This window comes from Streptomyces sp. NPDC003036 (genome assembly GCF_040611175.1).
GTDB lineage: Bacteria > Actinomycetota > Actinomycetes > Streptomycetales > Streptomycetaceae > Streptomyces.
In genome coordinates, this window is record NZ_JBEXNO010000014.1 from 22,488 (window position 1) to 36,125 (window position 13,638).

Below are 13,638 nucleotides of genomic sequence, written 5' to 3' on the forward strand. Positions count from 1 at the left end.
CACCGGCCGACCGTCCCGGCATCGCGCGGCCGCCGAAACGGCCGGGAGCCGGGAGAGCCCCGCAAGGCTCCCCCGGCTCCCGTACCGGCGGATCAGGTCAGGCAGCGCCCTCACCGAGGTAGGCGGCCCGGATCCGGGAATCGGCGAGCAGCTCCCGCGCCTCGCCGTCCACCGACACCGACCCGGTCTCCAGCACGTATCCGCGATGGGCGAGCCCCAGCGCCTGGGTGGCGTTCTGCTCGACGAGCAGCACCGTGGTGCCCTGCTCGTTGATGTCGCGGATGATCTCGAAGATCTGCTGCACGATCAGCGGGGCGAGACCCATCGACGGTTCGTCGAGCAGCAGCAGCTCCGGCCTGCCCATCAGGGCACGGCCGATCGCCAGCATCTGCTGCTCGCCGCCCGAGAGGGTGCCCGCGAGCTGCGACCGCCGCTCCGCGAGCCGGGGGAACAGCCCGAAGATCCGTTCCAGGTCCGCGGAGTCCACCGACGAGAAGCGGTAGGCGCCTATCTCCAGGTTCTCCAGGACCGTCATCCTCGGGAAGACCCGGCGGCCCTCCGGCACATGGCCGATCCCGAAGTGGACCAGCTCGTGCGACTTGATGCCGTCGATGCGCTCGCCGCGCAGCCGCACTTCGCCGGCGCTCGGCCGGAGCATGCCGGACACCGTGCGCAGCGTCGTGGTCTTGCCCGCGCCGTTGCCGCCGAGCAGGGCCACGATCTCGCCCTGGTTCACCGTGAGGTCGATGCCCTTCAGCGCCTCGATCGCGCCGTAGGAGACGCGCAGGGCGCTCAGCTCGAGCAGCGGCACGCCGGCCGCCTCCGCGGTGTCCGCCCGGCTCGCCGGATCCGTCGTCACGCTCACTGCCCCTCCTCCGCGTCCGAGGCCGACCGCTCGGCGATGATGTTCTGCACCGTTTCGGCGTCCTCGGCCGACGATCCGAGGTAGGCCTCGATGACGGCGGGGTGCCGCTGCACCTCGCTCGGCGTCCCCTCGGCGATCTTCTTGCCGAAGTTGAGGACCATGACCCGGTCCGCCACCGACATCACCAGCCGCATGTCGTGCTCGATCAGCAGCACGCTCACGCCCAGTTCCGTGTTGATCCGCCGGATGAGCTGCTCCAGCTGGAGCTTCTCCGTCGGGTTGGTACCGGCGGCGGGCTCGTCGAGGAGCAGCACCTGCGGTTCCGTGGCCAGCGCCCGCGCGATCTCCAGGCTGCGCTGGTCGCCGTAGCTGAGGGAGCCGGCGATGTCGTTGAGCTTGTCCTCCAGGCCCACGAACTTCAGCAGGCGGTGGGCCCGCTCGTCGCTGTGCCGCTCCGCCCGCCGTGCGTTCGGCAGGCCCAGGATGATCGAGACCGGTCCGGCCTTCAGCCGGGTCTCGGCGGCGATCTTCACGTTCTCCAGCGCGGTCAGCGCCGAGAACAGGCGGATGTTCTGGAACGTCCGCGCGAGACCCAGGCGGTTGACCACATGGGGCTTGCGCCCCAGCAGCTGATGGTGCCCGCCGTCCTTGTCGTGGAAGGTGATGCTGCCTTCCTGCGGGGTGTAGGCCCCGGTCAGGGAGTTGAACAGCGAGGTCTTGCCCGCACCGTTCGGACCGATCACCGCCAGGATCTCGCCCCGGCGCATGGTCAGCTCCACCTTGTCCAGGCTGGTCAGACCGCCGAACCGCAGGGTCAGACCGGAGGTCTCCAGGACCGTGCCGGCGTCCGCGCCCTCCGGCCGCCCGGCCTGTGCCTCGTCGCTCGTCACTTCGGTGGCCATCACAGCTTGCCTCCCGCCCGCTCGGTCATGGCATCGGCCTCTCCGAGTCCTTCGTCCGCCATTTTCAGTTCCCGTTGGCGACGGCGGGACGGCCAGACGCCCTGCGGACGGTAGATCATCATCACCACGAGCAGCGCGCCGAGGTACATGTACCGGTCGGAGGGCTCCACGTAGTCGCGCAGCGCCTCGGGCAGCCACACCAGGATGGCCGCGCCGATGAGCACGCCCGGGAGCGACCCCATGCCGCCGAAGATGACGTAGGCGAGCACCAGGATGGAGTTGAGGATGGCGAAGTTCTCGGGGTTGAAGTACCCGACCTTGCTCGCGTAGACCACGCCGGCGATACCGGAGGTGGACGCTCCGATGGCGAACGCCATCAGCTTGAACTTCACCGTGTCCACGCCGTTCGCGGCGGCCGCCACCTCGTCCTCGCGGATGGCGGTCCAGGCCCGTCCGACGCGGGAGTGCTCCAGCCTGATGAAAATCACGACCATGAGCACGATCAGCGTCACGAGCAGGTACCAGTACGGCATGCGCTCCAGCGACCACTCGTAGCCGAACGCGGAGAACTTCGGGATCTGCCGGGCGCCGGCCGAGCCGTTGGTGATGCCGTCGGCGTTCTTGGCCACCAGGTAGACGATCTCGTGGAAGCCCAGGGTGACGATCGCCAGGTAGTCACCGCGCAGCCGCAGCGTGGGGGCGCCCAGCAGGATGCCCGCGATCAGGCACGTGACCACCGCGACCGGGATGACCAGGAAGTTGTTGAGCACCACGGGCGGCTCGACGGGCAGCGCGCCGGTCCAGAAGGCGGCGCTGTACGCACCGACCGCGAAGAACGCCACGAAGCCCAGGTCCAGCAGGCCCGCCCAGCCGATCACCACGTTGAGGCCGATCGCCAGCAGGGCGTAGATGGCCACCTGGTCGACCAGCACGGTCTGCCAGTAGCCGGAGAGCTGCCCCGGCACCAGCAGGACGACCAGCAGCACGGCGGCGAGGAGTGCCCACCGCACCTTCGGCTGGGTGCGCACCACCGTGCGCGCCTGCTCCAGCTTCCCGCCGGCCCCGCCGGCGGCGAGCGACCTGGCCCGCTCGGTCAGCTTGGTCAGCGGGCCGGAGGTGAACTCGCGGACGCCCCAGATCGCGACGGCCAGCGCCAGGATCACCCAGAGGTTGACGCCCGTGAAGCTGGTCCTGAGGGAGTAGAAGATGTCCCGGGTGTTGCCCTGCTCCCCGACCATCACGGTGAGCACCACGCCGAGCGCCAGCAGGGCACCGAGCCGCTGCCAGCGCGGCTGCTGGTACCAGGCGACGTGGCGCAGCTTCGCCGCGGCCGTCATGGGCTTCTTCACCGAAGTGTCCGTGGTCATGCCGTCCTCCCCACACGCTCGCCGAGAATTCCCGTGGGCCGGAACATCAGCACGATGATGAGCACGGTGAACGCGGCGACATGGCGCCACTCACCGCCGAGGAGCGGAACGGTCAGCGTCTCGACGACGCCGAGCATCAGGCCGCCGAGCATCGCCCCCCGGATGTTGCCGATGCCGCCCACCACTGCCGCGGCGAACGCGGTGATACCGGGGATGAAGCCCATGTCGAACTTGACCTGGAGGAAGGTCCCGTAGAGGTAGCCCGCCGCTCCGCCGAGCACCCCGCCGATCACGAAGGTGCGGGAGATGACCTTGTCGATGTCCACGCCCATCAGGGCGGCGACTTCGGCGTCCTGGGAGACGGCCCGGATGCTCGCGCCGAGCTTCGTGCGGTTCACCACCAGGTCGAGGGCGATCATCATCACGACCGCGGAGCCCAGCAGCAGCAGCTGAGTGACGTTCAGGGAGGCGCCGAAGACCGTGAGGACCTGCTCGTTCTTGTACGCCTCCGGCATCGGCAGGGGGTCGCGGCCGAAGAGCTTGCCCGCGAGGTTGTAGAGGAAGAACGACGCGCCGATGGCGGTGATCAGGAAGATCAGCCGGGGCGCCCCGCGCCGGCGCAGTGGCCGATAGGCGACCTTTTCCAGACCGTAGGCGGTAAGGGCTCCGAAAGCGGCGCCCGCGGTCAGACCGAGGGCGACGTATCCGACCGATGCGACACCCGAGGGATTGGCTCCGGGAGCGACCAGGGTGAGGGATATGAGCCCGCCGTACGCACCGAACATGAAAACCTCGCTGTGCGCGAAGTTGATCAGCTGCAGTACGCCGTAGACCAGTGTGTAACCGATGGCGATGACGGCATAAATGGAACCGAGCACCGCCCCCAGGACCAAATAGTCCCAGAATTCACTGAGGGACATCTTGCTGACTTCCTTGTGGGAGCTGAGCGGCCGGCGAAGCGATGTGCGCATACGAGGGGTCCGATGCGCAGCGCAATATTGCGGGCGGCTGCGGGCCACACTCCCGGCCGGAGTCGTGGCCCGCCTCCGGAAATCAGCTTCCGGCCAGCTCCTCGACCGGGCCCAGGTAGGCGATCTTGCCGTCCTTCACCTGGTAGAGGAACACGTCCTGGATCTTCAGCGCACCCTTCTCATTGAAGGAGAATTCCTTCGTGAGGCCCTTGTAGGAAGCCTTCTTGAGCGCGTCGTACACCGCCTGCCGCTCCGGCTTGCTGCCCAGCTTCTTCAGCTCCGCGATCACCATGTTGGTGAGGTCGTAGGCCTCGGCCGAGTACGTGCCCGGGTCGACGTTGAACTTCTTGCGGTACTCCTCGGTGAACTTCTTGGTGTTCTCCTCGACCTTCGCGTCGGTGCACGGGCAGGTCAGGTACCAGTTGTTGGCGGCCGCACCGGCGAGCTCGATGAACTTCACGTCGTTCGTGCCGTCACCGGAAATGGCGGCGCCCTTGTAGCCGGCCTCGACGAGCTTCTTGGCGAACGGCGCGGCGTCCTGGTAGTAGCCCGCGTAGATCAGCGCGTCTGCCTTGGAGTTGACCACGTCCTTGGCGGTGGCGCTGTAGTCCGGGGTCTTGGCGGGGACGGACTTCTTGATGACCTCGACACCGGCCGCCTTGAGGTCCTTCTCCGCGATCGACGCGAGCCCGACTCCGTAGTCGGACTTGTCGTCGATCAGGTAGACCTTCTTCGGCTTCAGCTTCTTCGCGTAGTAGGTGGCCATTCCGGCACCCTGGGCGTTGTCGTTGGGCACGCCCTGGAGGAAGGTCTTGAAACCCTGCTCGGTCAGGTCGCCGCGCGTGGCGGACGCGGACAGCGAGGCGAGTCCGGCATCGCCCAGAAGGGGCGCGGCGGAATTGGTCGGTCCGGAGAATGCGGGCCCGATCAGCGCGACGACGTCCGGGTCGTCGATCGCCTTCTGGGCCGCGGCGGTGGCCTTTTCGGGGAGGCCCTGGTCATCCACCGCCATGTACTCGATCTTGAAGGGAAGGTCACCCTTTGCGTTCGCCTGCTCGATGGCGAGCTTGATGCCCTTCTCCTCATTCTCGCCGAGTGCCGTGTTGTCACCCGAGAGCGGCCCCTGGAAAGCAATCTTCAGGGCCTCACCGCCGTCTCCGGAATCACTGCTGCAACCGGAGAGCGCCAAGGCACCCACGGCCACGGGAATGGCGAACCTGATGATGTTCTTGTTCAGCACAGAAGGCCCCCTGAAGCGCCTGACTTTTGTAAGCGCGTGCAGCGGGCGGAGCGCCCTCCACACCCCACCGCACGTCCGTGCGGTGTGCGGGGAATGTAATCGTGTGATGAGCCACCCGTATAGGTGGGTTGAGGATGTGTGATCCGCCCGTGACCTGCGTCATGTGCGGAATGCGGTACGCACCTTACCGAGAATCGGACAAGTCAGAGCGAACCACAAGATCCAGCCGTCCGGGCCCTTCACCCGCGCCGACGGCGGCCGGAACCGTTTCCTTCGCGGAGTCGGGCTGGGGCTGCTCGCCCAGGGCGCGGGGACCCATCCAGCGCAGCACGGGACTCGTGACCACGGTCGTGACCAGGGCGACCAGGGTGAGCAATCCGGCCATGCGGTGATCGATCAGGCCTGCTTCGCGACCGATCTGGATCACCACGAGCTCGGTCAGACCACGGGCGTTGAGCAGAACACCCAGCCCCAGGGCGGCGGGCCACGGCATGCCCGTCAACCGGGCGCAGACACCCGCGCCCGCCACCTTCGACACGATGGCGAACACCAGCAGGCCGACGAGCGTCAGCAGCGTGCCGGCGCCCCAGCTCAGGTCCCGCAGGTTCACGGTGAGACCGAAGCCGAAGAAGAAGAACGGCAGCAGGATCGTTTTGGCGACGCCGGCCATGCCCTCGACGGCCACGGCCGCGACCCGGTGGTGCCGGGGCCACATCAACCCCACGAGCATGGCCCCGATGAGCTGGTGGACACCGAGCGCCGCCGTCAGCGCCGCCGCCGCCATGACACCCGCGACGAGCATGGCCACCACACCGCCACCGCCGTCCGCCCTGTCCCTCTTCTCCGCCCACCGCGCGAGAAGCAGCCGGACGGGACCGAGGCAGACCGCCACCACGACCGCCAGGAGAAGGGCCTGCACGGCCAGCGGGCCCAGGCCGGCGCCGTGCGAGAGCGCCAGGATCGCGGTCAGCAGCAGCCAGCTGCCCGCGTCACCGACCGCGGCGCAGAACAGGCCGAGCTGCCCGGTCCGCGTCTTGGTGGCACCGATGTCGGAGAGGATGCGCGCGAGCACCGGGAACGCCGTGATGCTCAGGGCGCAGCCCACGAACAGGACGAAGGCGAGCGGGTGCCCGGCGGGCCCGAGATGGCCGTCCACGAGCGGCAGCGCGATCACCGCGCCGGCGGCGAACGGCACGAACAGTGACGCCTGACTGATGAGCACGCTCCGGGCGGCCGCCCCGCGCAGCCGCATCGTGGAGAGCTCCCGGCCCACCCCGAACATGAAGACCACCAGGCCCAGTTGGGCCAGCCCGCTCATCATGTCCCGCGCCTGGGCGGGAAAGAGCCAGGCGGTGGCCCCGGGGGCGAGCCAGCCCAGCAGGGTCGGCCCCATCAGGAGACCCGCGCAGATCTCGCCGATCACCCGTGGTTGCCCCAGGGCCTTGAGGGCGGCGCCACCGAGGTGCGCGGCGACGAGCACCACCGCGGCCGCGAGGAGGAAGTGGCCCGCACCGTCCAGCCCGCCGGCCGGGGCCCCGCCCCGCGCCGCTCCTGAACCCGGACCGGAGGCCCGGGCGGCGGCTAAGGCGATGACCGCGAGCGGCAGGACGATCGTGGCACCTATCGCGACGTAGAGGGCGCGACGGTCGCGCCGGGCAGCAAAACGCATCACCACGAACGAATCTCCTTGATTACGGAGGCTTACGGAGGCGGAAGAGCACAAGCCGCTCGCACCATGGAACCGAGGAACACCGTCTGGAAGCGCGGATCTTCGTGAGGGGAACACCGGGGGCCGCGGCCCGACAAGACGTCGGAACCGTCCCTGCCCCCGAATGGGGACCAGGCCAGCGTCACATGACCGAATGAAAGTCAAGCATGAACAGACCAGCCCGAACGGCGCTGTGACGAATACCACATCGAGTCGCTAGTTGATTGATCGTCGACTGTTTGTGGCAGCATGACCGACGTTCAAGCACTCCGTTCTTCACGAGCAACTCCCCCGACCCCAGGGAGCGTTGTGCGCAAGACAGAGATGGCGCCCACCGGCCTCGGAGAAACACACGAGAACCGGACACTGACCTCGATCCTCACCTCGACCGTCGGCAAAGCACCCACACGCCGGGCCCTGACGCTCGAAGGGGAAACACTCTCCTACGCCCGCCTGAACAACTGGTCCCTGGCCGTCGCCGACGCATTACGCACCCACGGGATACGCAGGGGCGACCGGGTGGCCCTTCGGATTCCACCGAGCATGGAAGCCATCGCCGCCATCCTCGCCATCCTCCACTGCGGAGCGGCCTACGTACCGCTGGACACCCGCAATCCCCCCACCCGAAACGACTTCATCCTCCAGGACAGCGCCGTCACCGCCCTCGTCGGAGACACCGCAGGCCTTTCCGCCCCCGGACTGCCGGTCATCACGGTGGACGAGGTGGCCGCCCTGCGCGACAGCACGGCCCCCCGGGCCTTACCCGCGGAATCCGGCCCCCGGCCGCACGACACCGCGTACGTCATCTACACCTCCGGGACCACCGGCCGCCCCAAAGGCGTACCCGTCCGCCACGAAAGCGTCGCCGCACTCCTCGAATCCACCTCCCGGCTCTTCGAGTTCACCGCCGAGGACAAGTGGCTGCTCTTCCACTCCCTGGCATTCGACTTCTCCGTGTGGGAAATCTGGGGACCCCTCTCCACCGGGGCCGAACTCGTCATCCTCCCGCACTGGAGCGCCCGCACGACCGACGGATGCCTCAGAGCGGTACAGGAGCACGGGATCACCGTACTCAACCAGACCCCCACCGCCTTCGGCGCCTTCGCCGACGCCGCGCTGCACTCCGGCCACGACCTGACGAGCCTGCGCTACATCGTCTTCGGCGGAGAGAAACTCACCCCGCCGGTACTGCGGCCCTGGGCGAAGCAGTACGGAACCACCCGGCCCCGGCTCGTCAACATGTACGGGATCACCGAGACCACCGTCCACGCCACCTTCCACACCTGGACCGAACAGGAACTCGCCGGCGAGGATTCCGTCATCGGCCACCCCCTCCCCGGCCTGCACGCCCGGATCGTCACCGACGACGGCCACGAAGCGGACGCCGGCCAGCCGGGAGAACTCTGGCTGGCGGGAACCCAGGTGTCCCAGGGCTACCTCCACCGGGAAGAACTCAACGCCGAACGCTTCCCCACCGCACCGGACCCCACCGACGGAACACCGCGCCGCTACTACCGCTCCGGCGACCTGGTCACGCGCCGCCCCGACGGCGACCTCCTCTACCACGGCCGCGCCGACCTCCAGGTCAAACTCCGCGGCCACCGGGTCGAGTTGAGCGACGTCGAAACCGCCGTACGCGACCATCCCGCCGTCCTCGACGCGGTGGTCTTCGTGCACGAGTTCGCCCCCGGCGACAGCCGCCTCGTGTGCGCCTACGCCACCCCACCCGGAGGAGAGACACCGGACGCCCGCGCCCTACGCGCCCACGTCAAGGAACGGCTGCCGTCGTACATGCACCCCGGCAGGTACTTCCCTCTCCCCCAACTGCCCAGAACCGTCAACGGAAAAGTCGACCGGACCGCTGTGGTCCAGGCATTCCGAGCGTTCCGAGAAAGGAAATGAAGTGTCGGAAACCCTGAGCCCCTCGGCGCGCACCGCCGAAGTCCAGAAGGCGACCCTCGGCTGGGTCTCCGAGCTCCTGGAGGACCCCGCGGTCGGCGCGGAGGACAACTTCCTCGACCTCGGCGGTCACTCCATGCTCGCCCTCCAGCTCAACCAGCAGGCGAAGGAACGTTTCGGCGCCGAGTACGACATCCAGACCCTCTTCGAAGGCACCCTCGCCGAAGCCGCCACCGAACTCGCCGGCCGCCTGAACTGAGCCCCGCGAGCCCACACCCCGGCCCACATCACTGAACCCCACACCACTGAACCCCACACCCCGGCAGCACCGGGACCGGCAGAACCCGAGAAGCGAACCACTCCTCCGTACACACGACCGTCCCACGACGTCGCAAGAGAATGGACGAGCCCGCATGACCACCTCGGAACAGACCGACTTCCGCCTCACCCCCGAGCAGCTCGAGCAGTTCGAGCGCGACGGATACATCGGCCCCATCAAGATCTACGAGCCCGAGGAAATGGAAGAGCGCTGGAACACCATCCGGCGCCAGCTGCCGGACCGCTCCCACGCCATCTACCCCAACGACGCCCTGGGCGGCGTCACCAACATCTCCAACTACGACCGCCACCTCGACGTCGACCTGCTCTCCGAACACATCATGAGGGCCGAGATCGTCGACCGCGTCGCCTCCATCCTCGGCCCCGACGTCCTGTGCTGGCGCACCGAGTTCTTCCCCAAGTACCCCGGCGACGAAGGCACCGACTGGCACCAGGCCTCCACCTTCGCCAACGCCAGCAAGAAGCCCCAGATCCTCTGGCCCTCCCAGGACGGACAGCCCGCCTTCGGCGGCACCATCACCGTCTGGACCGCCTTCACCGACTCCACCAAGGAGAACGGCTGCCTCCAGCTCATGCCCGGCACCCACCGCCACATGAACTACGACGAGTCCAAGCCCATGGACTACAACCCCAACGCCGTCAACAGCATCGAAAAGGACGGCGTCAAGCGCGGCTTCTTCGGCTACGACTACCGCCAGCTCCAGAAGGACCCCAACTGGAAGCCCGACGAGTCCCAGGCCTTCCCCCTCGTCATGAAGCGCGGCGAGTGCGTCATCTTCTGGTCCACCCTCATGCACGCCTCCCTCCCCCACACCGGCAGCAAGAAGGACTACCGCATGGGCTTCGCCGCCCGCTACGTCCCCACCCAGGTGCAGGTCTACCCCGGCACCGAGGAAGTGGCCGAATACGGCGGTGGCATCCCGCTCGACAACTACGGGGCAGTACTCGTTTCTGGTAAAGACGAGTACGGCATCAACCGCATAGCCACCCGCAGTCAGCGCGGCTACGAGTTCGTCCCGCGCTCACTCTGACCCCCGCAGGCCGGCGGGGCCGCACCCCGACCCCGCCGGCAGCGGCACCATGACAAAGCCAGGCCCGGAGGCCCCCGTTGCGGCAGCATCACCTGTACTTGGAAGACACCTACCGTTTCAGCGTCACCACCCGCGTCCTCGAAACCGGACGCACCGAACTGGGGCCCTGGATCACGCTGGAGCACAACATCTTCCATCCCCAGGGCGGCGGACAGCCCAGCGACACGGGCACCGTCGGCACCGCGCCCGCACGCCCCTTCAAGGACCCCGAAGCACCCGGCCACACCGTCCGCCTCTCCTGCGAGACCGACGCCACCACCGGAGACGAAGTCACCGCCACCATCGACGAAGAACTACGCCTCCGCCACGCCGCCCTCCACACCTGCGGCCACGTCGTCGACTCCTTCATCCGACAGGCGGGATTCCGCCATCGTGTCAGCAACCACTTCCCCGGCCAGGCCCGCATCGAATTCGACGCCGGCGACGGCAAACCCGACCTCCAGCAGCTCGCCGCCACCATCGAGGAACAGACCCGCAAAGCCATCGCCGCCGACCACAAGGTCCACGCCGACCACCGCGGCGACCAGCGGATCATCACCATCGACGGCATCGGAGAAGACCCCTGCGGAGGCACCCACGTCACCTCACTGGGCCGCCTCACCGGCTTCTCCCTGCGCTCCATCAAGGTCAAGAGCGGTGTGCTGAAGGTGGGATACGCCGTTGAGCACCTCTAAAGCCGCCGCCCCCCACGACACCGCACCCCTCCCGCACCCCCCGAAAGCCGACCGCCCCACCCGCGCCTGGATGGCCGACCTCGGCGTCCTCGGCGTCGCCATCGTCTGGGGCTCCACCTACGTCGCCATGCAGTGGACCGGCCAGTACATCTCCGTACCGGCCTTCCTCTTCCTCCGCTTCGCCCTCGGCGCCCTCGCCATCACCGCCCTCTCCCTCCACCTCTGGCGCCACGTCACCCGCGACGAACTCCTCCTCGGCTGCCTCTTCGGCCTCCTCCTCTTCGCCATCCTCTTCCTGGAAACCCTCGGCGTCCGCTACACCCTCGCCTCCAACGCCGGCTTCCTCATCGCCCTCTCCGTGATGCTCGTGCCCCTCGCGGAACGCCTCTTCCTACGCGTCCGCATCGCACGCACCATCTACCCCCTCACCCTCCTCTCCGTCGCCGGCTGCGCCCTCCTCACCCTCCACCAGGGCCTGTCCATACGCAGCGGAGACCTGATCATCCTCGCCGCCGCCCTCATCCGAGCCGGCCAGATCGTCCTCTTCAGCGCCCGCACCCAAGGCCGCGACCTCTCCCTGCTCCGCGTCACCGCCATCGAACTCTGGGTCGTCGCGGCCGGCGGCCTCCTCGTGGCCCTCCTCCAGCCCGGCCGGTCATGGGCACAGATCACCCAACTCCCCACACCCGCCTGGCTCGTCATCGCCTACCTCGGCATCGCCGGAACAGCGTTCGCCTTCCTCGTACAACTGCACGCCGCCCGCGCCTCCAGCCCCACCCGCGTAGGACTGGTCCTCTCCACCGAGCCCTTCTTCGCAGCCGTCTTCGCCGTCATCCTCCTCGGCGAACACCTCGGGCCCCTCCAGATCCTCGGCGGCGGACTCATCCTGCTGTCCGCCATCGCGGGACGCTGGGTCGACGCACGCCACCGAAACGGCAGCCCCACGACGAAGCCACCGGAGACACCCCAATGAAGCCCACGCCCTTGGTCCTGCTGCACCATTCCGGCGGATCAGCCCAGGTCTTCGCCCCCCTCATAGCCGCCCTCCCGCCGACCATCACCCCCATCCCCCTGGAGCTCCCCGGCCGCGGCCGCCGCTGGCGCGAAGACCCCCTCACCACCGCCGAAGCAGCCGTCACCGACCTCGCCGAGCAACTCCCCGACGCCGGCGTCACCGGGCACTTCGCCCTCTTCGGCCACAGCATGGGCGCCTACCTCGCGCTCGCCCTCGCCGCGAAACTGGAGAGGGACGCCTCCCCCGCCCAGTGCACCATCCTCTTCGCCTCGGCCAACGCCGGACCCCAATGCGCCGTCCCCCTCTTCGAGGGAGACCCACTCCAAGCCGACGACGAGGACATCCTCCGCACCGGTGCCCGCTTCGGCGGCCTGGACCCCCAGATCCTCGCCCACGCACAGCTACGCCAGCGCACCGCCCGCATCCTGCGGGCCGACTTCGGGGTCTGCGACACGTTCGTCCGCAACCTCAGCCACAACGTCACCGAGAGCCCCCTCGTCGTCTGCTACGGCACGGAGGACTCCTTCAGCCAGCGACAGCTGACCATGTGGCGATGCAGTTCCGCCTCCACGACGGACATGGCGCCCTTCCCGGGCGACCACTTCTACCTCACCGACCAGGCACCCGCCCTCGCGGACCTGATCACGCGACGGCTCACCGCCACCGTCGCCCAACCCGCCTGACCCACCCGGCCGGGAGCCCCCGGCCGGGCAGACCCCGGCCGGGCCTGGCGGTCACTGCCCCTTCGCGGCCTTCTTCTCCTCGGCGTCCTCGATGACCGCCTCCGCGACCTGCTGCATCGACATCCGCCGGTCCATCGACGTCTTCTGGATCCACCGGAACGCGGCCGGCTCCGTCAGCCCGTACTGCGTCTGCAGGATGCTCTTCGCCCTGTCCACCAGCTTGCGCGTCTCCAGCCGCTGCGAGAGGTCGGCGACCTCCTTCTCCAGCGCCTTCAGCTCCGCGAACCGCGACACCGCCATCTCGATGGCCGGCACCACGTCGCTCTTGCTGAACGGCTTCACCAGGTACGCCATGGCCCCGGCGTCCCGGGCCCGCTCGACCAGGTCGCGCTGGGAGAACGCGGTGAGCATCAGCACCGGGGCGATCGACTCCTCGGCGATCTTCTCGGCGGCGGAGATCCCGTCGAGGACGGGCATCTTCACGTCCAGGATCACGAGGTCCGGCCGGTGCTCCCGCGCCAGCTCGACGGCGCGCTGACCGTCACCGGCCTCGCCGACGACGGAGTACCCCTCCTCCTCGAGCATCTCTTTCAGGTCGAGGCGGATGAGGGCCTCGTCCTCGGCGATGACGACGCGGGTCGTCAGCGGCGGGACGTGCGACTTGTCGTCGTCGGCGACGGGCTGGGGCGACTCGGGGGCGGTCACGTAGGCTCCTCGTTCCAAGGCTGGTACAGCTCCCCATGAGCCTACCTATTGGGAAGAGCGGAAGCGCACACGGTATGCTGCCCACAGTCTTGTGGCCGGGTTGGCGCAACTGGCTGACGCGGAGGTCTCAAACACCTCTGTCCGAAAGGACGTGTGGGTTCGAATCCCATACCCGGCAC

The 13,638-nt window shown here is 68.4% G+C and carries 13 protein-coding genes and 1 tRNA gene; 7 read left to right on the top strand and 7 right to left on the bottom strand.

Going from position 1 to position 13,638, the window contains the following annotated elements:
* Positions 1–97 precede the first annotated feature (97 nt).
* The 6 genes from ABZX67_RS12815 to ABZX67_RS12840 form a co-directional block, all read right to left on the bottom strand.
* Positions 98–805, bottom strand: a complete 708-nt coding sequence (locus ABZX67_RS12815; RefSeq protein ID WP_355358505.1) for an ABC transporter ATP-binding protein — start codon at positions 803–805, stop codon at positions 98–100.
* Between the two features lie 56 nt (positions 806–861).
* Entirely contained in the window at positions 862–1,767 is a 906-nt protein-coding gene (locus ABZX67_RS12820) for an ABC transporter ATP-binding protein (protein WP_355358196.1), read from the bottom strand.
* Positions 1,767–3,134 carry a branched-chain amino acid ABC transporter permease gene (locus ABZX67_RS12825; protein WP_355358199.1) on the bottom strand — a complete coding sequence of 456 codons (1,368 nt, stop codon included), beginning with the start codon at positions 3,132–3,134 and terminating at the stop codon, positions 1,767–1,769. The genes ABZX67_RS12820 and ABZX67_RS12825 overlap by 1 nt, the downstream gene beginning before the upstream one ends.
* Entirely contained in the window at positions 3,131–4,054 is a 924-nt protein-coding gene (locus ABZX67_RS12830; RefSeq protein ID WP_355358202.1) for a branched-chain amino acid ABC transporter permease, read from the bottom strand. Before ABZX67_RS12830 ends, ABZX67_RS12825 begins: the two co-directional genes overlap by 4 nt.
* A 133-nt stretch (positions 4,055–4,187) precedes the next feature.
* Positions 4,188–5,345 carry a branched-chain amino acid ABC transporter substrate-binding protein gene (locus ABZX67_RS12835; protein ID WP_355358205.1) on the bottom strand — a complete coding sequence of 386 codons (1,158 nt, stop codon included), beginning with the start codon at positions 5,343–5,345 and terminating at the stop codon, positions 4,188–4,190.
* 184 nt (positions 5,346–5,529) lie between these two features.
* Positions 5,530–7,014, bottom strand: a complete 1,485-nt coding sequence (locus ABZX67_RS12840; RefSeq protein WP_355358208.1) for a cation:proton antiporter — start codon at positions 7,012–7,014, stop codon at positions 5,530–5,532.
* Positions 7,015–7,362: 348 nt separating this feature from the next.
* On the opposite strand from ABZX67_RS12840, the gene ABZX67_RS12845 reads away from it, so the two are divergent.
* From ABZX67_RS12845 to ABZX67_RS12870, 6 genes are all read left to right on the top strand, one after another.
* On the top strand, positions 7,363–8,955 hold the full coding sequence (locus tag ABZX67_RS12845; protein ID WP_355358211.1) for an amino acid adenylation domain-containing protein: 1,593 nt from the start codon (positions 7,363–7,365) through the stop codon (positions 8,953–8,955).
* Between the two features lies 1 nt (position 8,956).
* Positions 8,957–9,211 (top strand): phosphopantetheine-binding protein, encoded by a 255-nt coding sequence (locus ABZX67_RS12850; RefSeq protein WP_355358214.1) that lies wholly within the window; start codon positions 8,957–8,959, stop codon positions 9,209–9,211.
* 154 nt (positions 9,212–9,365) lie between these two features.
* A complete protein-coding gene (locus tag ABZX67_RS12855; protein ID WP_355358217.1) occupies positions 9,366–10,322 on the top strand; it encodes a chlorinating enzyme in 957 nt (318 codons plus the stop codon).
* 98 nt (positions 10,323–10,420) lie between these two features.
* A complete protein-coding gene (locus ABZX67_RS12860; protein ID WP_355358220.1) occupies positions 10,421–11,056 on the top strand; it encodes an alanyl-tRNA synthetase in 636 nt (211 codons plus the stop codon).
* A complete protein-coding gene (locus tag ABZX67_RS12865) occupies positions 11,043–12,029 on the top strand; it encodes a DMT family transporter (RefSeq protein ID WP_355358223.1) in 987 nt (328 codons plus the stop codon). The genes ABZX67_RS12860 and ABZX67_RS12865 overlap by 14 nt, the downstream gene beginning before the upstream one ends.
* The gene (locus tag ABZX67_RS12870; RefSeq protein WP_355358226.1) at positions 12,026–12,754 is read left to right on the top strand and encodes an alpha/beta fold hydrolase; all 729 of its coding nucleotides are present in this window, start codon (positions 12,026–12,028) and stop codon (positions 12,752–12,754) included. The genes ABZX67_RS12865 and ABZX67_RS12870 overlap by 4 nt, the downstream gene beginning before the upstream one ends.
* A 51-nt stretch (positions 12,755–12,805) precedes the next feature.
* On the opposite strand, the gene ABZX67_RS12875 is transcribed toward ABZX67_RS12870, so the two are convergent.
* On the bottom strand, positions 12,806–13,459 hold the full coding sequence (locus ABZX67_RS12875; protein WP_355358229.1) for a response regulator: 654 nt from the start codon (positions 13,457–13,459) through the stop codon (positions 12,806–12,808).
* A 94-nt stretch (positions 13,460–13,553) separates the two neighbouring features.
* Here ABZX67_RS12875 and ABZX67_RS12880 point away from each other — a divergent pair.
* A tRNA-Leu gene (locus ABZX67_RS12880) sits at positions 13,554–13,637 on the top strand.
* The last annotated feature ends 1 nt before the right edge of the window (position 13,638 follow it).

Bases quoted from the DNA above. Each gene is read 5' to 3' on its own strand.
- ABZX67_RS12830 (WP_355358202.1), bottom strand. From the start codon at position 4,054: ATGTCCCTCAGTGAATTCTGGGACTATTTGGTCCTGGGGGCGGTGCTC.
- ABZX67_RS12820 (WP_355358196.1), bottom strand. From the start codon at position 1,767: ATGGCCACCGAAGTGACGAGCGACGAGGCACAGGCCGGGCGGCCGGAG.
- ABZX67_RS12855 (WP_355358217.1), top strand. From the start codon at position 9,366: ATGACCACCTCGGAACAGACCGACTTCCGCCTCACCCCCGAGCAGCTC.
- ABZX67_RS12870 (WP_355358226.1), top strand. From the start codon at position 12,026: ATGAAGCCCACGCCCTTGGTCCTGCTGCACCATTCCGGCGGATCAGCC.
- ABZX67_RS12825 (WP_355358199.1), bottom strand. From the start codon at position 3,134: ATGACCACGGACACTTCGGTGAAGAAGCCCATGACGGCCGCGGCGAAG.
- ABZX67_RS12840 (WP_355358208.1), bottom strand. From the start codon at position 7,014: ATGCGTTTTGCTGCCCGGCGCGACCGTCGCGCCCTCTACGTCGCGATA.